At 63.4% G+C, this 25,455-nt stretch carries 26 protein-coding genes; 17 read left to right on the forward strand and 9 right to left on the reverse strand.

Going from position 1 to position 25,455, the window contains the following annotated elements; genetic code table 11:
* The first annotated feature begins 48 nt into the window (after positions 1–48).
* The 3 genes from JWJ88_RS13290 to JWJ88_RS13300 all read left to right on the forward strand — a co-directional run bounded on the left by JWJ88_RS13290 (position 49) and on the right by JWJ88_RS13300 (position 1,573).
* Positions 49–282, forward strand: a complete 234-nt coding sequence (locus JWJ88_RS13290) for a F0F1 ATP synthase subunit C (RefSeq protein ID WP_010394077.1) — start codon at positions 49–51, stop codon at positions 280–282.
* A 77-nt stretch (positions 283–359) separates the two neighbouring features.
* A complete protein-coding gene (locus JWJ88_RS13295) occupies positions 360–1,022 on the forward strand; it encodes a F0F1 ATP synthase subunit B' (protein WP_205296272.1) in 663 nt (220 codons plus the stop codon).
* Positions 1,019–1,573 carry a F0F1 ATP synthase subunit B gene (locus JWJ88_RS13300; RefSeq protein WP_205296273.1) on the forward strand — a complete coding sequence of 185 codons (555 nt, stop codon included), beginning with the start codon at positions 1,019–1,021 and terminating at the stop codon, positions 1,571–1,573. The genes JWJ88_RS13295 and JWJ88_RS13300 overlap by 4 nt, the downstream gene beginning before the upstream one ends.
* Before the next feature lie 171 nt (positions 1,574–1,744).
* On the opposite strand, the gene JWJ88_RS13305 is transcribed toward JWJ88_RS13300, so the two are convergent.
* Together JWJ88_RS13305 and JWJ88_RS13310 are read right to left on the reverse strand one after the other, a co-directional pair.
* Complete coding sequence (locus JWJ88_RS13305; RefSeq protein ID WP_205296274.1) at positions 1,745–2,386, reverse strand: OmpA family protein; 642 nt, start codon at positions 2,384–2,386, stop codon at positions 1,745–1,747.
* 157 nt (positions 2,387–2,543) lie between these two features.
* Positions 2,544–3,140: a methylated-DNA--[protein]-cysteine S-methyltransferase gene (locus JWJ88_RS13310; protein ID WP_205296275.1), complete on the reverse strand. Its 597-nt coding sequence runs from the start codon at positions 3,138–3,140 to the stop codon at positions 2,544–2,546.
* Positions 3,141–3,246: 106 nt separating this feature from the next.
* Between JWJ88_RS13310 and nth the strand changes: the two genes are divergently transcribed.
* Positions 3,247–3,915 carry an endonuclease III gene (nth, locus tag JWJ88_RS13315; protein ID WP_205296847.1) on the forward strand — a complete coding sequence of 223 codons (669 nt, stop codon included), beginning with the start codon at positions 3,247–3,249 and terminating at the stop codon, positions 3,913–3,915.
* On the forward strand, positions 3,912–4,919 hold the full coding sequence (locus JWJ88_RS13320) for an adenosine kinase (protein ID WP_205296276.1): 1,008 nt from the start codon (positions 3,912–3,914) through the stop codon (positions 4,917–4,919). Before nth ends, JWJ88_RS13320 begins: the two co-directional genes overlap by 4 nt.
* A 145-nt stretch (positions 4,920–5,064) precedes the next feature.
* Here JWJ88_RS13320 and JWJ88_RS13325 read toward each other — a convergent pair whose 3' ends face one another.
* From JWJ88_RS13325 to JWJ88_RS13350, 6 genes are all read right to left on the reverse strand, one after another.
* The gene (locus tag JWJ88_RS13325) at positions 5,065–7,248 is read right to left on the reverse strand and encodes a 3-hydroxyacyl-CoA dehydrogenase NAD-binding domain-containing protein (RefSeq protein WP_205296277.1); all 2,184 of its coding nucleotides are present in this window, start codon (positions 7,246–7,248) and stop codon (positions 5,065–5,067) included.
* Between the two features lie 13 nt (positions 7,249–7,261).
* Positions 7,262–8,473, reverse strand: coding sequence for an acetyl-CoA C-acetyltransferase (locus JWJ88_RS13330; RefSeq protein WP_205296278.1), 1,212 nt, complete (start codon positions 8,471–8,473; stop codon positions 7,262–7,264).
* Positions 8,470–9,111, reverse strand: a complete 642-nt coding sequence (locus tag JWJ88_RS13335) for a glutathione S-transferase family protein (protein ID WP_205296279.1) — start codon at positions 9,109–9,111, stop codon at positions 8,470–8,472. The genes JWJ88_RS13330 and JWJ88_RS13335 overlap by 4 nt, the downstream gene beginning before the upstream one ends.
* Before the next feature lie 278 nt (positions 9,112–9,389).
* Positions 9,390–11,168, reverse strand: coding sequence for an acyl-CoA dehydrogenase C-terminal domain-containing protein (locus JWJ88_RS13340; RefSeq protein ID WP_205296280.1), 1,779 nt, complete (start codon positions 11,166–11,168; stop codon positions 9,390–9,392).
* 24 nt (positions 11,169–11,192) lie between these two features.
* Positions 11,193–11,582, reverse strand: a complete 390-nt coding sequence (locus JWJ88_RS13345; RefSeq protein ID WP_205296281.1) for a MerR family transcriptional regulator — start codon at positions 11,580–11,582, stop codon at positions 11,193–11,195.
* Between the two features lie 100 nt (positions 11,583–11,682).
* Positions 11,683–12,090 (reverse strand): MerR family transcriptional regulator, encoded by a 408-nt coding sequence (locus JWJ88_RS13350; RefSeq protein WP_205296282.1) that lies wholly within the window; start codon positions 12,088–12,090, stop codon positions 11,683–11,685.
* 137 nt (positions 12,091–12,227) lie between these two features.
* Between JWJ88_RS13350 and JWJ88_RS13355 the strand changes: the two genes are divergently transcribed.
* Genes JWJ88_RS13355 through JWJ88_RS13365 form a run of 3 tightly spaced genes read left to right on the forward strand, consistent with a single transcriptional unit; the run spans position 12,228 to position 14,494 of the window.
* Positions 12,228–12,671 (forward strand): PaaI family thioesterase, encoded by a 444-nt coding sequence (locus JWJ88_RS13355; protein ID WP_205296283.1) that lies wholly within the window; start codon positions 12,228–12,230, stop codon positions 12,669–12,671.
* Between the two features lies 1 nt (position 12,672).
* Complete coding sequence (locus tag JWJ88_RS13360; RefSeq protein WP_205296284.1) at positions 12,673–13,176, forward strand: PaaI family thioesterase; 504 nt, start codon at positions 12,673–12,675, stop codon at positions 13,174–13,176.
* A complete protein-coding gene (locus JWJ88_RS13365; RefSeq protein WP_205296285.1) occupies positions 13,169–14,494 on the forward strand; it encodes an MATE family efflux transporter in 1,326 nt (441 codons plus the stop codon). Before JWJ88_RS13360 ends, JWJ88_RS13365 begins: the two co-directional genes overlap by 8 nt.
* A gap of 59 nt (positions 14,495–14,553) precedes the next feature.
* Here the strand turns inward: JWJ88_RS13365 and JWJ88_RS13370 are convergent, their stop codons facing one another.
* Positions 14,554–14,868 (reverse strand): DUF1476 domain-containing protein, encoded by a 315-nt coding sequence (locus tag JWJ88_RS13370; protein WP_205296286.1) that lies wholly within the window; start codon positions 14,866–14,868, stop codon positions 14,554–14,556.
* Between the two features lie 147 nt (positions 14,869–15,015).
* Between JWJ88_RS13370 and purC the strand changes: the two genes are divergently transcribed.
* From purC to rnr, 9 genes are all read left to right on the forward strand, one after another.
* Positions 15,016–15,780 (forward strand): phosphoribosylaminoimidazolesuccinocarboxamide synthase, encoded by a 765-nt coding sequence (gene purC / locus JWJ88_RS13375; RefSeq protein WP_205296287.1) that lies wholly within the window; start codon positions 15,016–15,018, stop codon positions 15,778–15,780.
* An 11-nt stretch (positions 15,781–15,791) separates the two neighbouring features.
* The gene (gene purS, locus JWJ88_RS13380; RefSeq protein WP_205296288.1) at positions 15,792–16,031 is read left to right on the forward strand and encodes a phosphoribosylformylglycinamidine synthase subunit PurS; all 240 of its coding nucleotides are present in this window, start codon (positions 15,792–15,794) and stop codon (positions 16,029–16,031) included.
* Positions 16,032–16,141: 110 nt separating this feature from the next.
* Positions 16,142–17,014: a LysR family transcriptional regulator gene (locus JWJ88_RS13385; protein ID WP_205296289.1), complete on the forward strand. Its 873-nt coding sequence runs from the start codon at positions 16,142–16,144 to the stop codon at positions 17,012–17,014.
* Positions 17,015–17,090: 76 nt separating this feature from the next.
* Positions 17,091–17,570 carry a formate dehydrogenase subunit gamma gene (locus JWJ88_RS13390; protein ID WP_205296290.1) on the forward strand — a complete coding sequence of 160 codons (480 nt, stop codon included), beginning with the start codon at positions 17,091–17,093 and terminating at the stop codon, positions 17,568–17,570.
* Complete coding sequence (locus tag JWJ88_RS13395; protein WP_205296291.1) at positions 17,567–19,093, forward strand: formate dehydrogenase beta subunit; 1,527 nt, start codon at positions 17,567–17,569, stop codon at positions 19,091–19,093. Before JWJ88_RS13390 ends, JWJ88_RS13395 begins: the two co-directional genes overlap by 4 nt.
* Positions 19,090–21,969 (forward strand): formate dehydrogenase subunit alpha, encoded by a 2,880-nt coding sequence (gene fdhF, locus JWJ88_RS13400; protein WP_205296292.1) that lies wholly within the window; start codon positions 19,090–19,092, stop codon positions 21,967–21,969. Before JWJ88_RS13395 ends, fdhF begins: the two co-directional genes overlap by 4 nt.
* Positions 21,970–21,985: 16 nt before the next feature.
* The gene (gene fdhD / locus JWJ88_RS13405; RefSeq protein WP_205296293.1) at positions 21,986–22,801 is read left to right on the forward strand and encodes a formate dehydrogenase accessory sulfurtransferase FdhD; all 816 of its coding nucleotides are present in this window, start codon (positions 21,986–21,988) and stop codon (positions 22,799–22,801) included.
* 6 nt (positions 22,802–22,807) lie between these two features.
* Positions 22,808–23,029 (forward strand): formate dehydrogenase subunit delta, encoded by a 222-nt coding sequence (locus JWJ88_RS13410; protein ID WP_205296294.1) that lies wholly within the window; start codon positions 22,808–22,810, stop codon positions 23,027–23,029.
* A gap of 44 nt (positions 23,030–23,073) precedes the next feature.
* The gene (gene rnr / locus JWJ88_RS13415; RefSeq protein WP_205296295.1) at positions 23,074–25,335 is read left to right on the forward strand and encodes a ribonuclease R; all 2,262 of its coding nucleotides are present in this window, start codon (positions 23,074–23,076) and stop codon (positions 25,333–25,335) included.
* Positions 25,336–25,455: the final 120 nt, after the last annotated feature.

Raw genomic sequence — 25,455 nt, forward strand, 5'->3', positions numbered from 1 at the left:
GACATGGTCTAAATCAAAACCCTTTCCAAAGCCTCAAGGAGCATGAACATGGAAAATCTGGGTCAACTGGGACAGTATCTCGGCGCCGGTCTGGCTTGCGTCGGCATGGCGGGCGCCGCCATGGGTGTGGGCAACGTGGCCGGCAACTACCTGGCGGGCGCCCTGCGCAATCCGTCGGCCGCTGCCTCGCAGACTGCTACGCTGTTCATCGGCATGGCCTTTGCAGAAGCTCTGGGCATCTTTTCGTTCCTGGTCGCTCTGCTGCTGCTGTTCGCAGTCTGATCCTTTTGCCATCCTTGCGGTTGGGTGGGGGCGTGAGGCGCCCACCCGATTGTGAAACGACCGGCATGGGGTAGGATATGTTCAGCCTGTTGCAACAGACCGCGCCTGTCGTGGTCGAAGAATCTGAAACGGTGATCATCACCGAATCCGCCGATGCGGCGGGTCATGGTGCCGATGCGGCCCATGCCGTGGCCGGTGCAGCGGATGCAGCTCATGGCGCGGCTGGTCACGCCGCAAGCGCCCCTGGCATGCCGCAACTGGATTTCACAACCTTCGGCAACCAGATCTTCTGGCTGCTGGTCATCTTGGCGGTGATCTACTGGGTGTTGTCGCGGATCGCGCTGCCGCGGATCGGTGGTGTCATCTCGGATCGTCAGGGTGCTATTACCGGCGATCTCATGGCCGCCGAGGAGTTCAAGCAGAAAGCCAAGGAGGCCGAGGCCGCCTATGACAAGGCGCTGCTTGATGCCCGTGCCGAAGCACAGAAGATCGTGGCAGCGAACAAGGCCGAGATCCAGAAGGAACTTGATGCCGCCATCGCTCATGCCGATGCGGAGATTGCGGCCCGTTCCGCGGAATCCGAGAAGCGCATCGGCGAGGTTCGCGCCTCGGCCATCGAGGATGCGCGCAGCGTCGCCCGCGAGGTGACTGCGGCTCTGGTGGAGAATTTCGGCGGCAAGGTCGATCAGTCTCTGGTCGATACGGTGGTCGATCAGCGACTGAAGGGGGCGCTGCAATGAAACGTCTTAGCGTTCTCTTTGCCTTGATGGCGAGCCCGGCGTTGGCCGCCTCGGGTCCGTTCTTCTCGCTGCGCAATACCGACTTCATCGTCACGCTGGCCTTCCTGCTGTTCATCGGCATCTTGGTCTATTTCCGCGTACCGCAGGTCGTCGGCGGGCTGCTGGACAAGCGCGCGGAAGGTATCCGCAACGATCTGGCCGAGGCCCGTCGTCTGCGTGAGGAAGCGCAGGAGATCTATGCGAGCTACGAGCGGCGCCAGCGCGAAGTGAAAAGCCAGGCCGACGATATCGTAGCCAATGCCAAGCGCGAAGCGATCACCGAAGCCGAAAAGGCCAAGAAGGTGCTGCAACTGTCGATCGAGCGCCGGCTTAAAGCAGCCGAAGAGCAGATCGCCAGCGCCGAAGCCGACGCGGTTCGCGCTGTCCGTGACCGTGCCATTCAAACCGCGATTGCCGCATCGGCGGAGATTCTTGGCAAACAGGCAAGCTCGGTCGAGCGGAGTGCCGACATTGACAAAGCCATCGACGAAGTGGCTCAGCGGCTGAACTGACGATACCAAAGGCAAATTAAAGGGTGCGGCTGTGCATCCTTTTGGGACAGTGACCGAACCCCCGGGCAAAGATGCCCCGGGGGTTTTTCTTTTGCGACCATCGCGAGCGCAAAAAAGAATGGGCCGGTTACCTTGCGGCTAACCGGCCCCCACTTGCATTTTCCGCCGCGATCAGTTGGTCGGCGTAATCAGGATTTCCACGCGCCGGTTTTGCGCGCGGCCAGCCGCGGTGTCGTTCGATGCGACCGGCTGGGTCGCGGCGCGACCGACGGTGGTGATGCGTGCTTGCGAGACGCCACCAGCGGTGAGGATGCCGGCGACCGAACGTGCCCGGCGTTCCGACAGATCCTGGTTATAGGCTACCGAGCCGGTGCTGTCGGTATGGCCGACGACCTGGATGCGGCTGTTCGGATATTGGTTCAGGTTACGCGCGATGGTGTAGAGGTCGTTCTGACCCTGCGGGCCCACGGCGGCCGAACTGGTCGCGAAAAGCGTCGATTCGGGCATGACAACCGACAGGTGGGTGCCGTGATTGACGATCTGGATGCTGGGATTGTTCAGCGACTGTTGCAGCGCGCGTTGCTGCTGGTCGAGGATCGAGCCGCCGACGGCTCCTGCTGCCGCGCCAACGATCGCGCCCTGCACGGCCCTGGTGCGGCTTTCGCCCGCGCCGAGCAAGCCGCCTACAACGGCACCGGCAACGGCGCCCTGCTGGGTGCGGCTCATCTGTTGGGGTTGATTTGGATCCGTTGTGCAGGCGCTGATGGCGATCACGCCGGCAGAGGCGAGAAGCAGCGAAATACGGGTCTTCATTCTTTCACCTTTCTTTTCGGGGCGATCCTACGCCGCCTGTCCTTGCGACGCGGCCGGCCTTGTTATCGGAGCCGACGGCTGATGCCCAAACGCGGACACATTGGCATGGGTTCCAAGGCAACTCCACAAGAATAGAAGGAAATTCGTTTCTGCCGTCTCACAAAGCAGGAATGGCACGGGGAGCGATTGAGGCCCCCTCGCGCGTCAACAGCGCCGCTTTGATCGCCGCGCCCCAATGATAGCCGCCGATGCTGCCGTCGGAACGGGTGACGCGATGACAGGGGATTGCCCAGGAAACCGGATTTTGCCCCACTGCCGTGCCCACCGCACGCAGGGCATTCGGCCGGCCGATCCGTGCGGCAAGCATGGCATAGCTGATGACCTGCCCCGGCAGCACCTCGGTCAATGCCCGCCAGACCTGCAACTGGAATTCGGTTCCTGTCAGGCGCACGGCAATTTCGCCTTGTCCGGCCAGCAGCGCGTGAATGGTCGGGGCCAGTGCCTCGGGTGCCTCCACCACGCGGGCTCGGGGCCAGCGGGCGGTCAGATCGGCTTCGACCTCTTCGTTGGACATCGAGCCGGCAAAGCCCAGTCCCCAGAGCGCGCCGCCGGCGCCCAAAGCTATCACCGTCCCGAAGGGCGTGGGAAAGCGACCGCGACAAAGTATCGCGCCAAGATCATCCGAAGGCTGCGTGGCGATCAGGACCCGCAGCCGGGGTTCGGGCGGGGCAAAGTCGAAAAGCGTGGGCGTCATACCGGTCCTTGCAGTTGCTGCCGTCGCGGACAGACTAGCGCAGCGGCGGGCGAAATTCATGCACGAAAGCTTGCGCATGATTGCGGGGCAGGGCATCTGGTGGCCCATGGCACGCAGCACATCCCCTCGTATTCCGCCCGCCTTGTCCTATGCGGCCCAGGTCGCGATTTTTTCGCGCTTGCGCGAGGCCAATCCCCGGCCAGTGACCGAACTGGAATATGTAAACGCGTTCACCTTGCTGGTCGCAGTGGCGCTGTCGGCGCAGGCCACCGATGTCGGCGTGAACAAGGCGACAAAAGGCTTGTTCGATAAGGTCACGACACCGCAGCAGATGCTGGAGCTGGGCCTTGACGCGCTGACCGACAAGATCAAGACCATTGGTCTTTTCCGTCAGAAGGCCAAGAATGTGATCGCACTGTCGCGGCGGCTGGTCGAAGAATATGGCGGCGAGGTGCCGCAATCGCGCGCGGCGCTGATGACCCTGCCCGGTGTCGGACGCAAGACGGCCAACGTGGTGCTGAACAGCGTCTTTGATTTTCCTGCGCAGGCGGTGGATACGCATATTTTCCGCGTCGGCAATCGCACGCGCATTGCGCCGGGACGCGATGTGGAAGAGGTCGAGCGCGCCATCGAGGACAATGTCCCCGTCCCCTTTCAACAGAATGCGCATCACTGGCTGATCCTGCACGGCCGCTATATCTGCCAGGCGCGGCGGCCGCGCTGTCGGATCTGCCCCATCGAAGATCTGTGCCCCTATGAGGAGAAAACCGAATGACCACCCCTTATGTTATCGGGATCGGCAACGCTGTCATGGATGTGATTGCGCCGGCCTCGGATGCCAGCCTTGACCGGCTGGGCATCGAAAAGGGGATCATGCAATTGATCGACCGCGAACGGTCGGAATATCTGATGGCGGCGCAATCAGCAGATCCCGAGGCGTCGCGCGCGCGGTTGGTCCCGGGGGGCTCGGTCGCCAACACCTTGGCGGGGCTGGGAATGCTGGGGCTGCGCACCGCGTTTATCGGTCGGGTTGCGGGCGATCCGCTGGGGCTGTCCTATGCCGAACAGACCGAGCAGCAGGGGACCGTTTTCGTCAACCCGCCGGTTGCGGGCGAGGTGCTGCCGACCTCGCGCTCGATCATTTTCGTCACGCCTGACGGTGAGCGGTCGATGAACACTTATCTGGGGATTTCGGCCGAACTGGACGCCGAGGATGTGAATCCGGCGGTTTTCAGCGGGGCGGAATGGCTTTTTCTTGAAGGCTATCTCTTTGACAAGGATGCCGGCAAGGCGGCGTTCCTGAAGGCTGCGGAGGCCTGTCACAAGGCAGGTGGGCAGGCCGGGATCGCGCTGTCCGATCCGTTCTGCGTCGATAGGCACCGTGCGGATTTCCGCCGCCTTGTCGCGGGACCGATGGATTACGTCATCGGCAATATCCACGAATGGCAGTCGCTTTATCAGGTCGAAGATCTGGAGGAAGCGCTGCGGCTGGCCAGCGCCGATTGCGGTACGGTAATCTGCACCTGTTCGGGCGAGGATGCGATCCTGATCCGCGGCGGCGAACGGGTGACGGCGCCGGTGCATCGCGTCGTGCCCGTAGATGCGACCGGGGCTGGCGATCAGTTTGCAGCCGGTTTGATCTATGGGCTGGCTATCGGCGCGGATCTGGCGGTGGCAGGGCGCATGGGCTGCATCGCGGCGGCCGAAGTCATCGGCCATGTCGGAGCCCGGCCCGAAAGTGATCTGCGTGCGGCCTTTCGCGCAGAAGGGCTGACCTGATCGGCTCTTACCCTGTGCTATTGGTGGGCCAGCGGAGATATGGAGAGCACCGAAAGCTGAGCCTTCGGCGCTTCTTGTTGCGGTATTTGGGTATTTGAACAACGGAGAAGGGCAGGGTGGAGGCACCTTGCCCTTCGGTCGTTTTTCAGGCGGCCTGCTTGCCGGTGCCAAACCGGCCGTAGAAGCTGTCACCTTTTGCCGCCATATCCCTGAGCAGTTGCGGCGCGGCAAAGCGGGGGCCGAATTTTGCCGCAAGATCTTCGGCAATGGCAGACGCGCGGGCGGCACCCAGCATGTCGAGCCAGCCGAAGGGGCCGCCCGACCAAGGCGCAAAGCCCCAGCCAAGGATGGCGCCGACATCGCCTTCGCGGATGTCTTCCAGCACGCCCTCTTCAAGCGCGCGAACGGCTTCCAGTGACTGCGCAAACATCAGCCGGTGCTGGATCTCGGTCAGCTCGGGTTGGGTATCGGCCTCGGGCCATTCGGTGGAGAGACCGGACCAGAAACCCTGGCGCCTGCCGGCATCGTCATAGTCGAAGAACCCTGCCTTGACCTTGCGGCCCAGGCGGCCTTGGTCGGCCAGCTTGAAGATCACCTCGTCCACTGCGCCGTCCGGGTAGCTGTCGCCCATGGCCGCCCTGGTCGCCTTGGCGATCTTGACGCCCAGGTCGATCGAGGTTTCGTCCACCAGTTGCAGGGGACCGAGCGGCATGCCCATCAGCTTGGCGGCGTTTTCGATCAGCGTCGGGCTGACGCCTTCGGCCACCATGCGGATACCCTCGTTGATATAGGGGATGATGCAGCGGTTGGCGTAGAAGAAGCGTGCGTCATTGACCACGATGGGGGTCTTGCGGATCTGGCGGACGAAATCCAGCGCCTTGGCCACCGCGCGCGGTCCAGTCGCCTGACCCTTGATGATCTCGACCAGCAGCATCTTGTCCACTGGGCTGAAGAAATGGATGCCGATGAACTGATCGGATCGCCCGCTGGCCTTGGCCAGTTCGCTGATCGGCAGGGTCGAGGTGTTGGTGGCGAAGATCGCATCCTGCGGGATCACCGCCTCGGCCTTTTTCGTGACCTCGGCCTTGATGGCAGGGTCCTCGAACACCGCTTCCACGATCAGGTCGCAGCCTTGCAGCGCGGCGTAATCCGTGGTGGGCGTGATGCGGGCCAGTACCCCGGCCTTTTTTTCCTCGGTGGATTTGCGGCGGCTGATCGCCTTGTCCAGAAGGCCGGTGGAATAGGATTTGCCGCGATCCGCCGCCTCTTGCGTCGAATCGATTAGCACCACCTCGATCCCGGCCATAGCGCTGACATAGGCGATGCCTGCACCCATCATGCCTGCGCCCAGAATACCGACCTTGCGCACGGTCTGGTCGGGTGCTTCGGGACGGTTCGCACCTTTTTCCAGAGCTTCCTTGTTGATGAAGAGAGAACGGATCATCGCGGTCGAACTGGGGTTCATCAGCACGTTGGTGAACCAGCGCGCCTCGATCCGGAGCGCCGCGTCGAAGGGCACCATGGCGCCTTCATAGACCGCGCTCAGCAGCGCCTTGGCGGCGGGATAGACCCCCAGCGTCTTGCCATGCACCATGGCGCTGGCCCCGACGAAGGTCATGAAGCCCGCGGGGTGATAGGGTTCACCCCCCGGCATCTTGTAGCCCTTGGCGTCCCATGGCTTGACCAGATCGGCATCGGCGGCCTTGAGCACCCATTCGCGGGCGCTTGCCACCGGATCGGGCACAACCTCGTCGATCAGCCCGGCGGATTTGGCCTTGGCGGGATCGTTGAGCTTGCCTTCCAGCAGGAACGGGGCTGCGCCCATGGCGCCCAGCTTGCGGACAAGGCGCGTGGTGCCGCCGGCGCCGGGAAAGATGCCGACCATGATCTCGGGCAGGCCGATCTTGGCCTTGGGGTTATCGGCGGCAAAGATGCGATGCGTGGCAAGCGGCAGTTCCAGCCCGATCCCCAGCGCGGTGCCGGGCAGGGCGCTCGCGATGGGCTTGCCGCCCTTCTTGGTCTTGGGGTCCATCCCCGCCAGCTCGATCTTGCGCAGCAGATGATGCAGGGTCATCACGCCGTCGAAGACCGACGTTGCACCGCCCTCTTTCATGCCGGCGATGACGTTCAGGTCCATGCCGGCGGCAAAGTCCTTTTTGCCGCTGGTGATGACGATGCCCTTGACGGCCTCGTCAGCCAGCGCCTCGTCGATGAACCCGTCGAGCACTGCCGCACCGTCCAGAGACAGCACGTTCATGGATTTGGCGGGCACGTCCCAGGTGATGATAGCGACGCCGTCGGCGCCTTTTTGCATGGTGAAATCGGTCATATCCCCTCCTCCGTCAGACGCGCTCGATGATGGTGGCCGCGCCCATGCCGGACGCGATGCAGAGCGTGGCGAGGCCCACGGTCTTGTCCTGCCGCTCGAGTTCGTCGAGCAGAGTGCCGATGATGATGGCGCCGGTCGCACCCAGCGGATGGCCAAGGGCGATCGCGCCGCCGTTAACGTTGACGATACCGGGGTCAACCTGGAAAGCTTGCATGAAGCGCAGCACGACCGCGGCGAATGCCTCGTTGACCTCGAAAAGATCAATGTCGCTGATCGCCATGCCGCTGTCGCGCAGGATCTTTTCCGTCACCGGGACCGGGCCAGTCAGCATGATCGTGGGATCGGTGCCGATCTTGGCGGTGGCGCGGATACGGGCACGCGGCTTCAGCCCATGGGCCTTGCCGAATTCTTCGTTGCCGATCAGGATGGCTGCAGCGCCGTCCACGATGCCCGAACTGTTGCCGGCATGGTGGATGTGGTCGATATGGTCGAGATGCGGGTATTTCAGCATCGCCACCTTGTCGAATCCGGGCATCGTTTCGCCCATTTCCTTGAAGCTGGCTTTCAGCTTCGCCAGATCCTCAAGCGCGGTGCCGGGGCGCATATATTCGTCGCGGTCAAGGATGGTCAGCCCGTTCTGGTCGCTCACTGGCACGATGGATTTGGCAAAACGGTTTTCCTGCCAGGCGACCGCAGCGCGGCGTTGGCTTTCGACCGCAAGCCGGTCGGCATCCTCGCGCGAAAAGCCGTATTCGGTGGCAATGATATCGGCGCTGATGCCCTGCGGCACGAAGTAGGTTTTGAAGGTCAGGCTGGGGTCCACGGCGATTGCGGCGCCATCACTGCCCATTGCCACCCGGCCCATCATTTCGACGCCACCGGCGATATAGGCCTGGCCCGCACCGCCCTTGATCTGGTTGGCGGCCAGGTTCACCGCCTCCATCCCCGAGGCGCAGAAACGGTTGATGGCAAGGCCCGGAATAGACTCGTCAAGATCGGATGCCAGAACCGCTGAGCGGGCGAGGCAGCCGCCCTGTTCCTTGACCTGGGTGACATTGCCCCAGATCACGTCTTCGACCGCGTGGCCTTCCAGCCCGTTGCGTTCCTTGACCGCATTCAGCAACCGGGCCGAAAGCGCGACCGAGGTGACTTCGTGCAGGCTGCCGTCGGGGCGGCCCTTGCCGCGCGGGGTGCGGGCGGCGTCATAGATATAGGCTTCGGTCATGCGTCCTCCTTCGCGGCCCGGTCCGCAGGGTTTCCGGGCATCAGATCATAAGGGTGTTTCCAGCCGGGCAGCGCCTGAATGCGGCTTAGCCAGGCATCGATATGGGGCCACTCGGCGCGATCGAAGCCGAAGGGCTCGGGGTAATAGAGATAGCTGCAGCAGGACAGGTCGGCGATGGTAGGGCGATCCCCCGCCAGCCAATCACGGCCTGCAAGATGTCCGTCCAAGGTGCGGAGCGCCGCCTTGCAGCGCCCCTGCAGCCAGGCGATGACCTTGGCGGGGCGTTTCTTGGGCGGCAGGAAGTTCATCAGGAACCGCTGGGTTCCGAATTGTGACGAGCCCTTGTGGTTGTCCCAGAACAGCCAACGCAGGATTTCGCTGCGGTCTTCTTCGATGAAGCGCCCGGTCCTTTCGGCCAGATGCAGCAGGATCACGCCAGACTGAGTCAGCACCTGACCGTCCTCGATAAAGACCGGTGCTTCGCCCATCTCGTTGATCGCGTGATAGGCCGCGCCGCGCGTGGCGCCGCCGAAAAAGTCCACAAATACGGGCTGCCAAGGATAGCCCGTCAACTGCATCATCAGCGCCACCTTATAGGAATGGCCGGATTCTCCGAAGCAATGAAGCTGGGCTGTCATGTCATCCCTCTTTCTTTGACGCGGCGCCTGAGTTCGCTGCCGCAATGGGTATTTTTACAACGAAGACGTGACTTAAGATTATCTTAACTTGCTCCGTTTAGAGTCGAAGCTGCGGTACAGGCTGGGGAGCCGATGACCGCCAACGGAGAAGTCGCCCCGGTCATCTGGCCAAAACCTTTCCCGCCGGAACGGTGGGGGTGGCCGGGGCGCAACCAGCCGATTTCTTCGTTGTCCAAATACCCATGCGACCTTGCCGCCTGGCGCGCGCCTTGCCCATTTCAGAACTGTTCTGCCGTCAAGGCCATGACCGGCTCGGCGCCCGAGCGGATGCGTGCAAGATGCGTGGTGGTGATCGGCAGTTGCCGCGCCATGTAATAGCGCCCGGTTGCAAGCTTGGTTTCATGGAAAACAGGATCGTCGGTGCCGGCCGCCAGGGCCGCCTTGGCTGCTACGGCCATTCGGGTCCACATCAGTCCCAGGGCCACATGGCCGAAGAGATGCATGAAATCGTAAGAGCCCGCGAGCGCCGCGTTGGGGTTCTTCATACCCTGCTCCATGAAGAACATCGCCGCAGATTGCAGATCTTTCGACGCCTCTTTCAGCGGGTCGAGGAAATCGGCCTTGAGGGCGGTATCGCCTTCATGCTCCTTGATGATCTGTTTGACCATTTCGAAGAAGGCCATGATCGGCTTGCCGCCTTCGGCTGCAAGCTTGCGGCCGACCAGGTCCAGCGCCTGCACGCCGTTTGCGCCTTCGTAGATCATGGCGATGCGGGCGTCGCGGACGAACTGCGACATGCCCTGTTCCTCGATATAGCCGTGGCCGCCAAAGATCTGCTGGGCCTGCACGGCCACGTCGAAGCCCTTGTCGGTCAAAAAGCCCTTGATTACCGGGGTCAGCAGCGAAACGAGGCCATGCGCCTCTTTGTCATCCGCCAGCACGGCGCGGTCGATCAGGTAAGCCCCCCAGAACGCCAGAGCTCGCGCGCCTTCCAGAAAGCTTTTCTGGTCCATCAGGTTGCGGCGGATGTCGGGGTGCACGATCAGCGGATCGGCAGGACCCGAGGGATTTTCGTCCCCCGTCACCGAGCGGCCCTGCAGTCGCTCGCGGGCATAGAGGAGCGCGTTCTGATAGGCGGCCTCGGCCACGGAATAACCTTGCAGGCCGACACCGATCCGGGCCTCGTTCATCATGGTGAACATGGCGCGCATGCCCTTGTGGGCTTCACCCAGAAGCCAGCCTTTCGCGCCGTCATAGTTCATCACGCAGGTGGCATTGCCATGAATGCCCATCTTTTCTTCGAGATTGCCGACCGAAAGGTTGTTGCGCTGGCCCAGCGATCCGTCCTCGTTCACGAGGAATTTCGGCACGATGAACAGCGAGATCCCCCTGGTGCCCTCTCCGCCGCCGGGAGCTTTTGCTAGCACCAGATGGATCACGTTTTCGGACATGTCGTGATCGCCGGCCGAAATAAAGATCTTTTGCCCGGTAATCAGGTAGCTGCCGTCATCCTGCGGCTCGGCCTTGGTGCGCAAAAGGCCCAGATCGGTGCCGGCATGCGGCTCGGTCAGGTTCATGGTGCCGGTCCATTCGCAGCTGACCATCTTGGGCAGATAAGTGGTCTTTTGCTGGTCGGTGCCGTGGGCATGGATGGCGGAATAGGCGCCATGGGTCAGGCCCTGATACATGGCGAAGGCCATGTTCGAGGCCGAGAACATCTCGCCGGCCGCAAGGCCGATCACATAGGGCATGCCCTGGCCGCCGTATTCGGGATCGCAGTCGAGCGCGGTCCAGCCGCCCTCGCGCATCTGTTCGAAGGCTTGCGCGAAACCCCGGGGCGTATGAACCACGCCGTTTTCCAGCTTGCAGCCTTCGCGGTCGCCGACGGCGTTCAGTGGCGCCAGCACCTCGGAGGCCAGTTTGCCGGCGGCTTCCAGCACCGCCTGGGTGAAGTCGCGGTCAAGCTCGCCATAGCCGGCGAGGTCCTGGTTCGAGATGTCGAGCACGTCATGCAGGACGAATTGCATGTCGCGGACGGGGGCGGAATAGGTGGTCATCGGTCCCTCCCAGGGGCTTTGCCGTCAGGCTTCGGATTTCAGTTTCTGCAGGGAGACCACGCCCTCGGCGATCTGCTGGCGCAGTTCGGCGATGGCCTCGGCCAATTCGCGTTGCTGCCGTTCCATGTCGGCAAGCCGGTCGCGGGCGGTGGCGAGGGTGGCCTCGGTCTGGGTGATATTGCGTTCGGCCGGATCGTAAAGTTCCAGCAACTGGCGAATCTGTTCCAGCGAAAAGCCAAAGCGCTTGCCGCGCAGGATCAGGATCAGCCGTGCACGGTCGGCGCGGCCGTAAAGCCGGTGTTGGCCGCGGCGCTGCGGAAACAGCAATTCGCGGGATTCATAAAACCGCAACGTCCGCGGCGTAACGTCGAATGCGTCGCACATCTGGCGGATGGTCAACAGATCGTCGTCCATGGCCGGCTCTTCCCTCTGGCACATTCACCTGTCGGGAATATAGGGCGAGTTGACGTTCGCGTAAGGGGGAACGTGGCGTCAGCGTCGATCTCAGCCCTTGTCAGCTGGCCTCTTCAGCGCCCTCGGCAGGTCCCATTTTGTCAAGAAGTGCTGCCGTTTCGTTGCGCAGGGCCAGCAGTTCAGCCATCGAGGCTTCCAATTCGGCGCGTTGCTGGCGCAGGACCTCAAGCTGTCGGTCGGCCAGTTCGATCCAGACGCGATATTGCTCGCCCGTGCCCTTTTCCCCATAGATCAGCAGCCATTGCCGGATGTCTTCCAGTGAAAAGCCAAAGCGCCGGCCGCGCAGGATCAGCTTCATCCGGGCCATTTCGCGCGGGCCATAAAAGCGTGAACGGCCTTCCTTGCGCGGGCTGAGCAATTCTATGTATTCGTAGTAACGCAGCGTTCGGGGCGTCACGTCGAACCGTGCGCACATTTCCTTGAAGCCAATGTATTCGTTATCGGACATCGAATGAACTCTATGCTGCGGATGCACGGCAGCCTAGCGCGGGGGCGAACCAAACTCAACCATTGGTCGGGGCGGGCTTGCCTGCGGATCGCGGGGTGCTACCATTGCCGACCGCAGCCAAGCCGGAGGCCAGGGGCATGACCGATCCGTCGTCCGAGGACGATCTAGAACAACGTCGGCGCATTGCGCGTCAGTTCATCGAAATGATTCCCCATGCCCGGGCACTGGGCATGAGCCTTGACCAGCTTTCACCCGATGGGGCCGAGATCTCGTTGCCCTGGCGCGAGGATTTGGTCGGCGATCCGCGCAGCGGGGTGATCCATGGCGGGGTGATTTCCGCGCTGATGGATACCTGCGGCGGGGCGGCGGTGATGGCGCATCGGGCAGGTGCGCGCCTGACCGCGACCATCGACTTGCGCATCGACTACATGCGCGCGGCCACCCCGGGTCAGACCATCCGGGCCAAGGCGACCTGCTATCATATCACCCGCTCGGTCGCCTTTGTCCGGGCGTGGGCGATGGATGACGACGAATCCCTTCCCGTGGCCTCTGCCACCGGCGCTTTTACTGTCGAGAGGTGACATGTCCCCCCGCAACGAACCTCTCGACGCCATCAAGTCGCGACGCAACAATACGCTGAATGCGCTGGTGACAAGCGTGCCCTATATCCGCTGGCTGGGCATCGGTTTCGACCGGCGCGGGGACGAATTGACCGCGGTGCTGCCCTTTGATCAAAAGCTGATCGGCAATCCCATGCTGCCCGCGATCCACGGCGGGGTGACGGCGGCCTTTCTGGAGGTCACCGCCATCGTTGAGCTGACCTGGACCGCGATCTGGGAGGATATGGAGCAAGGCCGCATCGCCCCCGACGCCGCCGTGCCCGAAAGCATGCCGCGCCTACCAAAAACCATTGATTTTACTGTGGATTACCTGCGATCTGGCCTGCCGCGCGACGCCTATGCGCGCGCGCGTGTGGTGCGTTCGGGGCGGCGCTATGCCAGTGTGCATGTCGAAGCCTGGCAGGATCAGCGCCAAAAGCTGTTTGCCCAGGCCACCGGGCATTTCCTGATGCCGCAGGATGGTTGAGGCACGGACGGGCCGGGCCGAGGCCGGGATATCGAACCGCCGCGTCCTGGCCATCGCTCTGCCGGTGGTGCTGTCGAATGCGACGATCCCGATTCTGGGCGCGGTGGATACCGGCGTCATCGGCCAGTTGGGCGAGGCCGCACCCATCGGTGCGGTGGGGCTGGGCGCGGTTATCCTGACTTCGATCTATTGGATTTTCGGCTTCCTGCGCATGGGGACCTCGGGTCTGGTGGCGCAGGCACATGGTGCCGGCGACGACGGCGAATCCGGTGCGCATCTGTTGCGCGCACTGGGGATCGGGCTGGCGGCGGGTCTGACGTTTATCTTGCTGCAAGGCCTGCTGTTTGCCGGTGCCTTTCGGCTTGCACCTGCTTCGGACGGGGTCGAGGTTCTGGCGCGGCAGTATCTGGCGATGCGGATTTGGGGGGCGCCCGCCACCATCTCGCTTTATGCGATCACCGGCTGGCTGATCGCGACCGAGCGGACACGCTCGGTTCTGGTGCTGCAACTTCTGATGAACGGGCTGAACGTCCTTTTGGACCTGTGGTTCGTGCTGGGACTGGGATGGGGCGTGCGCGGAGTCGCCGGGGCGACGCTGATCGCAGAGTGGTCGGGGTTGGCGCTGGGGCTGTGGTTCGCGCGCCATGCCCTGTATGCGGCTATTCAGCGCACCGGCCTGTTCGCCCGCGAACGGATCGAGGAATTGGCCCGCGTGAACGGTGACATCCTGATTCGATCCGTGCTGTTGCAAGGTTCGTTCACCACTTTCATGTTCATGGCGGCGGGGCAGGGCGACGTGACCCTGGCCGCCAATCAGGTGTTGCTGCAATTTCTCTCCATCGTTGCCTACGGGATGGACGGTTTCGCCTTTGCCGCCGAATCGCTGGTCGGACAGGCCGTGGGTGCGCGCCGGCTCGACCGGTTGCGGCGCGCGGCCATGTTGACCTCGGTCTGGGGGGTTGCAGGGGCGGCGCTTTTATCGGCGGTGTTCCTGCTGGCGGGACCGGCGATCATCGATCTTTTGACAACCTCGCCCGAGGTGCGGGCCGAGGCGCGGCATTTCCTGCCATGGCTGGTCGCCGCGCCGCTGATCGGCATTGCCCCATGGATGCTGGATGGTATTTTCATCGGCGCCACACGCACCCGCGAAATGCGCAATGCCATGCTGATTGCCGTGGGTATCTATGCCGTGCTGGTGGTGGTGTTGCCGCCGGTCCTGGGCAACCACGGGCTATGGGCGGCGCTGATGGGGCTGAATGCTTTGCGCGGGCTGACCATGTGGCGGCTTTATCCGCGCGTCGAAGCCGCCGCGGCCTGAAAGGCCGGTCAGGGATGTGCGACGCCCCATGATCCGGGGCGTCGCAATCTTGCGAAAGCTCAGCGTTCGCTGGCGATCTGCTCGCGCGCGGTGACGCGCAACTCGGTCATCTTGGCGCGGATGGTGTCTTCGTCGGCCTTGCCTGCCAGATCGGACGTCAGCTTGCGCAGCACGTCGTCGTCGCCCGGCTCATCGAAATCCGACTTGACCACGGTCAGCGCATAGGCGCGGGCATCGTCGCCCGTTTTGCCCAGCAGGCCGGCCGCCCATTCGCCCAACAGGCGGTTGCGCCGAGCCTCGGCCTTGAAGTTCAGTTCCGCATCATGGGCGAATTTCGCCTCATGCGCGCGCTCGCGGTCGTCAAAGGTGGTCATGGCGGCCTCCGGCTTGGGTTTATTCCGTGAATACTGCAAAGGATATGCGCATGCAGCCGTGCCATCGCAAGCCCGTATTGCCCATGACCCCGTTTCTGGCCTATAGCCGCATAAAGATTGTCACCTTGCGGACGGGAGACGCGCAGCATGGCACCAAGGCGCAAGAAAATCTACGAAGGCAAGGCCAAGATCCTTTACGAAGGCACCGAGCCCGGCACGCTCATCCAATACTTCAAGGATGACGCCACTGCCTTCAACGCCCAGAAAAAGGCCACCATCGAGGGCAAGGGCGTGCTGAACAACCGCCTGTCCGAATTCTTCATGACCGGGCTGACGAATATCGGCGTGCCGAACCACTTCATCCGCCGCATCAACATGCGCGAGCAACTGATCCGTCAGGTCGAGATCATCCCGCTTGAGGTGATCGTGCGTAATTTCGCCGCGGGGTCGATCGCCAAGCGGCTGGGCATCGAAGAGGGCACTCCGCTGCCCCGCCCGATCGTCGAATACAGCTTCAAGAACGACGAGTTGGGCGATCCCTTCGTCTCCGAGGAATATGTCATCGCCTTTGGCTGGGCGAGCCAGCAGGATCTGGACGACATCGTGAGCCTCGCGCTGCGGGTAAACGATTTCCTGTCGGGCGTGTTCTTCGGCGCCGGGATCAAGCTGATCGACTTCAAGATCGAGATCGGCCGCATCTGGGATGGCGATTTCATGCGGCTCGTGGTCGCAGATGAGATCAGCCCCGACAGTTGCCGGCTGTGGGACGTCAAGACCGGGCAGAAGCTGGACAAGGACGTGTTCCGCCGTGACCTGGGCAATCTGACCGACGCCTATACCGAGGTGGCGCGCCGGCTGGGCCTGATGCCCGCCAATACCACCTCGCTGACCAAACCGACGCTGATTAACTGAAAGGCCCGCCGATGAAAGCCCGTGTTACCATCATGCTGAAGGACGGCGTTCTGGATCCCCAGGGCGAGGCGATCCGACACGCGCTCGGCGGTCTTGGATTCCAAGGCGTTACGGGTGTGCGCCAGGGCAAGGTGATCGAGCTGGACCTAGCGGCTTCGGACACCGAGGCGGCGAGGGCCGAGGTGGCGCGCATGTGCGAAGGCTTGCTGGCGAATACCGTGATCGAGAAATACGCCGTCGAGATCGTCTGAACTGCGGGCGCGGGGGCTCTGCCCCCCGCTCTGCCTGCCCCTTGATGGGGCAGGCAGAGCGTCCCCCCGGGGTATTTGGACAACGAAGAAACCGGACGGGGAGGTGACGCGTGATCGACCGGCTGGCGATGTTCATGGCCTTGGCGCGCGAAAAGCATTTCGGTCGTGCCGCCGAATCGCTGGGCATCACCCAGCCCACCCTGTCATCTGCCATTCGCGCGCTCGAGGACCAGTTGGGCGTGCAGTTGGTCAGGCGCGGCTCGCGTTTCCAGGGGTTGACGCCCGAGGGCGAGCGTGTGCTGGGCTGGGCCCGGCGCATCGTTGCCGACGCCCGCGCCATGCAGGCCGAGATGCTGGCCAGTCGCAAGGGGGTTTCCGGCCGGTTGCGTATCGGCGTGATTCCGACCGCCATGCCGCGTATCGCCGAACTGACCGGGCCTTTTCTGCGGCGTCATCCCAACGCCGGAGTTTCCATCCTGTCGCGCAGTTCGGACGAGATTCGCGACCAGATCGAGGCCTTGGAACTGGATGCGGGTGTGACCTATCTGGACAGCGAGCATTTGGGCCGGGTGCAGAGCCTGCCGCTTTTCCGCGAAACCTATTGCCTGATCGACCGTAGCGAACTGGATGGCCCGGTGGACTGGGCCGAGACGGCCACCCGCCCGCTGTGCCTGCTGACCCCCGACATGCAGAATCGTCGCATCGTCACCCGCCATCTGGTCGAGGCCGGGGCGGATGCTGCCCCTCGTGTCGAATCGACTTCGATGTTGGCGATTCTGTCGCATGTCGCGACAGGCGATTGGGCCGCCATCCTGCCCAAGGCCCTGGCGCGTGGCCTCCCGCTGCCCCCCGGGGTTCGGGCGCGTGATCTGACTGGCGACGGGCATGTGGTCGGGCTGGTCGTTGCACGGCGTGAACCGCATCCGCCGCTGGTCGAGGCGCTGATCCGCATCGTCTCTTCGATTGATACTTTCGATAGATAAACGACATATCACGATTGTTCTGTCTATCGCGGGGCTCTAATCTGGGACAAACAGGTAAGCCCGGATCGACCCAGCCATGATACCGCCAGCGATTGATGCTGATTTTCTTTTGCGCCTTGATGAAATCATCGCAGCCCACAAGGGCCGCGAGGGGCCGCTTTTGCCGCTTTTGCACGATGTGCAGGCCGAGTGGGGGCATATTCCCGAAGATGCGCAGCCGGTGATCGCAGAAGCCTTGGGCATGACCCGGGCCGAGGTCTATGGCGTGGTAAGTTTCTATCATGATTTCCGCGACCATCCTAACGGACGGCATGTTTTGCGCCTGTGTCGGGCCGAGGCTTGCCAGTCGATGGGGGCCGATGCGCTGGCCGAGGAGGTGCGCGCTGCTTTGGGGATCGACTGGCACGAGACGACGCCGGATGGGCGATTGACGCTGGAGCCGGTGTTCTGTCTGGGGCTTTGTGCCTGCGCCCCTTCGGCGCAAATGGGTGAGAGGCTGATCGGTCGGGCCAATCTGGCCAAGGTGCGGAAATTGGTGGCGGAGGCGGGCGCATGAGGGTCTGGGTTCCCCTGGATGCCGCTGCACGGGCTTTGGGTGCCGATGAGGTTGCCGATACGTTGGCGCGCGAATTCACCGTGACGCGGAACGGCACGCGCGGCATGATCTGGCTGGAGCCTCTGGTCGAGGTCGAACGCGATGGCGTGCGCTACGGCTATGGGCCGGTCACGCCCGAGGATGCGGCCTCGGTCGCCGAGGCGATCCGTAACGATGGCGAGCATCCGCTGGCGTTGGGGGCGGTCGAGGAACTGCCCTGGATGAAGGCGCAGACACGGCTGACATTCGCCCGCGTGGGCGTAATCGACCCACTGTCGGTTTCGGAATATCAGGCGCATGGCGGGCTGGTGGGTCTGAGCCGTGCCATCGAGATCGGGCCGGAGCGGATTGTCGAAGACGTCACCCAATCCGGTCTGCGCGGCCGTGGCGGCGCGGGTTTTCCGACCGGCATCAAGTGGAAGACCGTGGCGGGCGCGAAAGCGCCGCGAAAATATATCGTCTGCAATGCCGACGAGGGCGATTCGGGCAGCTTTGCCGACCGCATGCTGATGGAGGGCGATCCGCTGACCCTGATCGAGGGTATGGCGATCGCCGGCATCGCGGTGGGCGCGGCGCAGGGCTATGTCTATATCCGCAGCGAATACCCGGATGCGATCCGGCTGATGGAGGCCGCAATCGGCAAGGCGCGGCAGGCGGGCATTCTGGGCCAGTCGGTGCTTGGCTCGCACCATACCTATGACATGGAGGTGCGGATCGGTGCCGGCGCCTATGTCTGCGGCGAGGAAACCAGCCTGCTCAACAGCTTGGAAGGCAAGCGCGGGGTGGTTCGGGCCAAACCCCCGATCCCGGCGCTGGAGGGTTTTCTGGGTCGGCCGACAGTGGTCAACAACGTGATCTCGCTGGCCTCGGTCCCATGGATCATGAGCCATGGAGCCGAGGAATATGCCAAACTGGGTATCGGACGCTCAAAGGGCACGATCCCGATCCAACTGGCCGGCAACGTGAAATATGGCGGGCTTTTCGAGGCGGCCTTTGGCATGTCACTGGAGCAGATCGTCAACGAAATCGGTGGCGGCACTGCCTCGGGTCGACCGGTCAAGGCGGCACAGGTTGGCGGGCCTCTGGGCTCGTATATCCCGCATTGGAATTTCGACGTGCCTTTCGGCTATGAGGAACTGGCCGGGAAAGAGGGGCTTCTGGGCCATGCCGGCATCACCGTCTTTGACGACACTGCCGATATGCTGAAGCTTGCCCGCTTTGCCATGGAGTTCTGCGCCGTGGAAAGCTGCGGCAAATGTACGCCTTGCCGCATCGGCTCGATCCGGGGCGTCGAGACCATCGACCGCATTGCGACCGGCGACGAGGAGGGGATCGCGATCCTCACCGATCTTTGCAACACGATGAAATGGGGTTCTCTTTGCGCGCTGGGGGGCTTTGCGCCTTTCCCGGTCATGTCCGCGCTGACCCATTTCCCTGATGATTTCAGCGGGCGCCGCGAGCCCCGCAAGGAGGCCGCCGAATGAAGGACTTCATCATTCCCGACCGCGACATGGGCACCCCTGCGGTCAAATCGGATGTTACCGTGAACCTGCTGGTGGACGGGATCGCGGTGTCGGTCCCCGCCGGAACCTCGGTCATGCGTGCGGCTGCCGTCGCCGGTATCTCGGTGCCGAAACTTTGCGCCACCGATCATGTCAGCGCCTTTGGCTCTTGCCGGCTTTGCGTCGTGCAGATCGACGGGATGCGGGGCCTGCCGGCCTCTTGCACCACGCCGGTGGCCGAAGGCATGGTCGTGCGTACCCAGACCGATGAGGTCGCCAAGGTTCGCAAAGGGGTGATGGAGCTGTATATCAGCGACCATCCGCTGGACTGCCTGACCTGTGCAGCCAATGGCGATTGCGAATTGCAGGACATGGCGGGTGCCGTCGGCCTGCGCGAAGTGCGCTATGAGCCGGGCCAGAACCATTTTGCCCGACGCGACGCCGACGGGCCGAACCCCGAATACCGGCCCAAGGACCAGTCGAACCCCTATTTCACCTTCGATCCGGCGAAATGCATCGTCTGTTCGCGCTGCGTGCGCGCCTGCGAAGAGGTGCAGGGCACCTTCGCCCTGACCATCGAGGGGCGGGGGTTCGACAGCCGCGTCTCGGCCGGCATGGCGTCGGACAGTTTCCTGAGTTCGGATTGCGTAAGCTGCGGCGCCTGCGTGCAGGTCTGCCCCACCGCCACGCTGATCGAAAACAACGTGATCGAGATCGGCACACCCGAGCATATCGTCAAGACGACCTGCGCCTATTGCGGGGTGGGCTGTTCGTTCGATGCGCATATGCGAGGCGAGGAAGTCGTGCGCATGGTGCCCAGCAAGGACGGCAAGGCCAACCACGGTCATAGCTGCGTCAAGGGCCGCTTCGCCTGGGGCTATGCCTCGCACAGCGAGCGTCAGACCCAGCCGATGCTGCGCGAGCGGATCACCGATCCTTGGCGGGTGGTGTCCTGGGACGAGGCACTGGATTTTGCCGCCAGCCGGTTGCGCCAGACGCAGCAGGATTTCGGGCGCGATTCCATCGGCGTCATCACCTCGTCGCGCTGCACCAACGAGGAAACCTATCTGGTGCAAAAGCTGGCCCGCGCGGTTTTCCACAACAACAATACCGACACCTGCGCCCGCGTCTGCCATTCGCCGACCGGCTATGGGCTGAAGACCACGTTCGGCACCTCGGCGGGCACGCATGACTTCGATTCGGTCGAGGAAACCGATCTGGCGCTGGTCATCGGTGCCAACCCGACCGACGGCCACCCGGTCTTTGCCAGCCGGCTGCGCAAGCGGCTGCGTGAGGGGGCCGGGTTGATCGTCATCGACCCGCGCGCGATCGACCTGCTCAAGTCCCCGCATATGGGCGAGGGGATGCACCTGCCGCTGCGGCCCGGCACCAATGTCGCCGTGCTGACCTCAATGGCGCAGGTGATCGTGGCCGAGAAGCTTTATGACGAGGCGTTTATCCGCGAGCGGTGCAACTGGGACGAGTTCCTGACCTATGCCGAATTCCTGCTGGACCCGCGGCACAACCCCGAGGAGGTCGAGAAACACTCTCGCGTGCCCGCGGATCTGATCCGTAAGGCCGCCCGCGCCTATGCTGCGGCGCCGCGTGCCAGCATCTATTACGGGTTGGGCGTGACCGAGCATTCCCAAGGCTCGACCACGGTGATGGCGATTGCGAACCTTGCCATGATGACGGGCAATATTGGCAAGCCCGGCACCGGCGTGAACCCGCTGCGCGGCCAGAACAACGTGCAGGGCTCTTGCGACATGGGCAGTTTCCCGAATGAATATCCGGGCTATCGTCATGTTTCGGACCCCGAGGCGCGGGCGATCTATGAACGGGTCTGGGGGGTGGAACTGTCGCCCGAGCCGGGCCTGCGTATCCCCAACATGTTCGACGAAGCATTGGCCGGTCGCTTCAGGGGTCTTTATTGCCAGGGCGAGGATATTGTGCAATCCGATCCCGACACCCGGCATGTGACCTCGGCGCTGCAAGCGATGGACATCGTCATCGTGCAGGACCTGTTCCTGAACGAAACCTCGAACTACGCGCATGTCTTCCTGCCCGGTTGCAGCTTTTTGGAAAAGAACGGCACTTTCACCAATGCCGAACGGCGCATCAACATGGTCCGCCGCGCCATGACGCCGAAAAACGGTTATGAGGATTGGGAAATCACCCAGATGCTGGCGAACCGGATGGGTGGCGCGTGGTCCTATACCCATCCTCGTGAGATCATGGCCGAGATCGCGCTGACCACGCCCAGTTTCGCCGGCGTCAGCTTTGACCTGATTGAACGCGAGGGTTCGGTGCAATGGCCCTGCAACGACAAGGCACCCTTGGGCACGCCGGTCATGCATATCGACGGTTTCGTGCGTGGCAAGGGTCGGTTTGTCCATACCGAATTTATTGCGACAGAGGAACGCACCGGCGCACGCTTCCCGCTTTTGCTGACCACGGGGCGGATTTTGTCGCAATACAATGTTGGCGCGCAGACGCGGCGGACCCAGAACATGGTCTGGCACCCCGAGGACATTCTGGAGATCCACCCCTCAGATGCCGAGAACCGCGGCATCCGCGAAGGCGACTGGGTGCGTGTGGCCTCTCGTTCGGGTGAAACGACCCTGCGCGCGGAAGTTACCGAGCGTGTGGCGCCGGGCGTGGTTTATACCACCTTCCATCACCCGACGACTCAGGCCAATGTGGTCACGACAGACAATTCCGACTGGGCGACGAACTGCCCCGAATTCAAGGTGACCGCCGTGCAGGTCAGCCCCTCGAACGGCCCGTCGGAATGGCAAGAGGAGTATCGTCATCATTCCGACCTCGCCCGCCGCATCCTGCCCACTGCCGCGGAATGACCAGACGCGTGATGGCATGCGGGATCTGAGCGGCGTTTTGCGTTGGGACGGGAACGGGCAGGAGGCGCGCGGCTGGCAACAGGTCGCGCCGCCGCCTGCACCCGAGGAGTGCCCGATCGCCATCGTTATCGACGGCATGAGCCAGGCGGTGCTGATGGCGACGCCGCGCGATCTGCGCGATTTCGCGTTGGGCTTTGCCCTGACCGAAGGGCTGATCGCCCGTCCCGAGGATGTTCAGGATTTCGAAGAGGTCGAGGTTTCGGCTGATGGCTTTCCCGCCCGCGAGGCGCGGCTTTGGCTGCGCCCCGGTCTGGCGGCGCGACTGGCCGAACGGCGGCGCAGCATGATCGGCCCCGTCGGCTGCGGACTCTGCGGCGTGGACAGCATTGCCGCTGCGCTGCCGCAGATCGTTCCGGTGGTTTCCGACTGGTGCATGCCACCCGAGGATGTCGCGCGCACCATGCGGGCCTTGTCGAGGGGCCAGACCCTGCGGCGCGAAACCCCGGCCATTCACGGCGCGGCTTTTTGGGACGGTTCCCGCGCGATCACCCGTGAAGACATCGGGCGGCACAATGCGCTGGACAAGCTGGCCGGTGCCCTTGCGCGGGCCGAGGTGGCGGCGGGGCAGGGCGCGATCGTCATGTCCTCGCGCCTGTCGGTGGATCTGGTGCAAAAGGCTGCCCGCATCGGTGCGCCGATTCTGATTGGCGCCAGCGCACCCACCGAACTGGCGCTGGCCTGGGCCGAGCGGGCCGGCCTGACCTTGATCGCCCGCGCACGTGGCGAAAGCTTCGATCTTTACACCCATCCCCGGCGCATCACCGGAAGCTGAGGCAACATGTCCGACGACCATTCCAAACTGATCCGCATGGCCAGCCAAATGGCGCAGTTCTTTACCACGCAACCCGACCGTCCGGCCGCCCAGGCGGTGGCCGCGCATATCAACGAATCCTGGACGCCGCGCATGCGGAAGGACTTCGTCACCCAGATCCGTGCCGGGGCCGAGGCCGATCCCGTCCTGCGCGAGGCTGCGGACTTCATCCACCTGCCGGCTGCCTGATTTTGCCCCTGCCGCCCCGTTTGGCGGCGTGCTAGCGTAAGCCCATGGCACAGCTACCTTCCAGACAAGAGATTCTCGACTGGGTGTCCGCCCACCCGGACGCCACAGCCAAGCGCGATATCGCCAAAGCCTTTGGTATCAAGGGCGCTGAGCGGATCGAGCTGAAGCGCCTGCTCAAGGAATTGGAAGCCGAGGGGCTTCTTGAGCGTCGGCGGCGCCATTACCACGATGCCGAGCGACTGCCGCCGGTGACGGTAGTGCAGTTGCTGGCGCCCGACAGCGATGGCGATATTTTTGCCAAACCCTTGGAATGGCAGGGCGAAGGCCCGGTGCCGCGCATCCTCTATGCGGCACTGAAGTCCGATCCCGCCCTTGCCCCCGGCGAGCGCATTCTTGCGCGGCTGATCGAAACCCGGGGTGAGGATCACGATTATCAGGCCCGGCTGATCCGCCGTATCGGCACGGTGCAGCACCGTATCGTTGGCATTTTCCGCGCCAGCGCCGGCGGGACCGAGGCGGGCGGCCGCATCCTGCCTATCGACAAGGGACAGGACAAGGAATGGCAGGTGCGCCCGGCCGATGTCCATGGCGCGAAAAACGGCGAGTTGGTCGAGGCCGAACAGGCTGGTCCGCGCGGCCGTCTGGGCCTGCCCGTGGCCCGTATCGTCGAGCGGCTGGGCGACCCGTCGGCACCCAGGGCCGTCAGCCTGATCGCCATCCACCAGCACGGCATCCCGGACGATTTTCCCGACGAAGTCATTGCCGAGGCCGATGCCGCCCATCCCGCCACGATGAAGGGCCGCGAGGACCTGCGCCATCTGGCCCTGATCACCATCGACCCGTCGGATGCGCGCGATCACGACGATGCGGTCGCGGCCGAAACCCGCGAGGACGGCGGCGTCGACATCTGGGTCGCCATTGCGGATGTTGCGCATTACGTCCGACCGGGCTCGGCGCTGGACCGCGAGGCGAGAAAGCGGGGCAACTCCACCTACTTCCCCGACCGGGTGGTGCCGATGCTGCCCGATATCCTGTCAGGCGACCTGTGCTCGCTGCATCAGGGCGTGGATCGGCCGGTGATTGCCGTTCGGATGCGATTGGACGCGCAGGGCAACAAGACCGGGCACAGTTTCCATCGCGGCATCATGCGATCAGCCGCAAGCCTGAGCTATGAACAGGCGCAGGCGGCGGCGGATGGCAACCCCGATGAGCAAACCGCGCCGCTGCTGGACAGCGCGATCCGCCCGCTGTGGGCTGCCTACGAGTTGCTCAAGGCCGCCCGGGCCCGGCGTCAGCCGCTGGAACTGGACCTGCCCGAGCGCAAGATCGTGCTGACCGCCGACGGCCGGGTGAAATCGGTGAATTTCCGCGAACGCTACGACGCGCACCGGCTGATCGAAGAATTCATGGTGCTGGCCAACGTCGCTGCCGCAGAAGAGCTGGAACGCCTGCGCCGGCCGCTGCTCTATCGCGTGCATGAGGAGCCGACGGTAGAAAAGCTCGATGCGCTGCGCGAGGTGGCGGAAGCTTCAGGCTTTACGCTCGCCAAGGGGCAGGTGCTGCAAACCCGACACCTGAACCGGCTGCTGGAACAGGCCGAGGGTTCCGAATTTGACGAACTGATCAATATGACTGCGCTGCGCTCGATGCAGCAGGCCTATTATCACCCCGAAAATTTCGGCCATTTTGGACTGGCCCTGCGGTCCTATGCACATTTCACCTCGCCCATCCGGCGCTATTCCGATCTGATCGTGCATCGCGCGCTGATCATGGGGCACAAGTGGGGTAACGACGGACTTTCGGCGCAGGAAGTCGAAATGCTTTCCGAAACCGCGCAGCATGTCAGCGAAACCGAGCGCCGTTCGATGGCGGCGGAACGCGATACGACCGACCGCTATCTGGCAGCCTATCTGGCGGATCGGGTGGGGGCCGAGTTCACCGGACGCGTCAGTGGCGTGCAGAAATTCGGCGCCTTCGTGCGATTGGATGAAACGGGGGCAGACGGGCTTTTACCCATTCGCGAGATCGGCCGCGAATATTTCCACTACGACCCGAATGCCCAAGTGCTGATGGGCTCCGAGACTGGGCTGGAGATCGGCATCGGCCAGCGCGTGACGGTCCGCCTGTCCGAAGCGGTTCCGCTGACCGGTGGGCTGATGCTGGAACTTCTGGAGGTCGAAGGGCGGCCCTTGCCACAAGGTGCGACGATGGGGGGGCGTGGCAAGGGGCCACTGCGCAAGCGCGCCACGCAAGCCCGGCTGGCAGAGATCAAGCGGTCGCAAAAGCGTCGACGGGTACGTCGGTAAGAGGGGGCTTTGCCCCCGCGCGTTCCGCGCTCCCCCAGGATATTTGAACACGAAAGAAGCATGGTCGAGTCGCCGTCGATCCTTCTTTCGTGCCGAAATATCCTGCGGGGGAGACAGCCG

Origin of the sequence: Paracoccus methylovorus (assembly GCF_016919705.1) — a bacterium.
In the GTDB taxonomy this organism is placed as follows: Bacteria; Pseudomonadota; Alphaproteobacteria; order Rhodobacterales; family Rhodobacteraceae; genus Paracoccus; species Paracoccus methylovorus.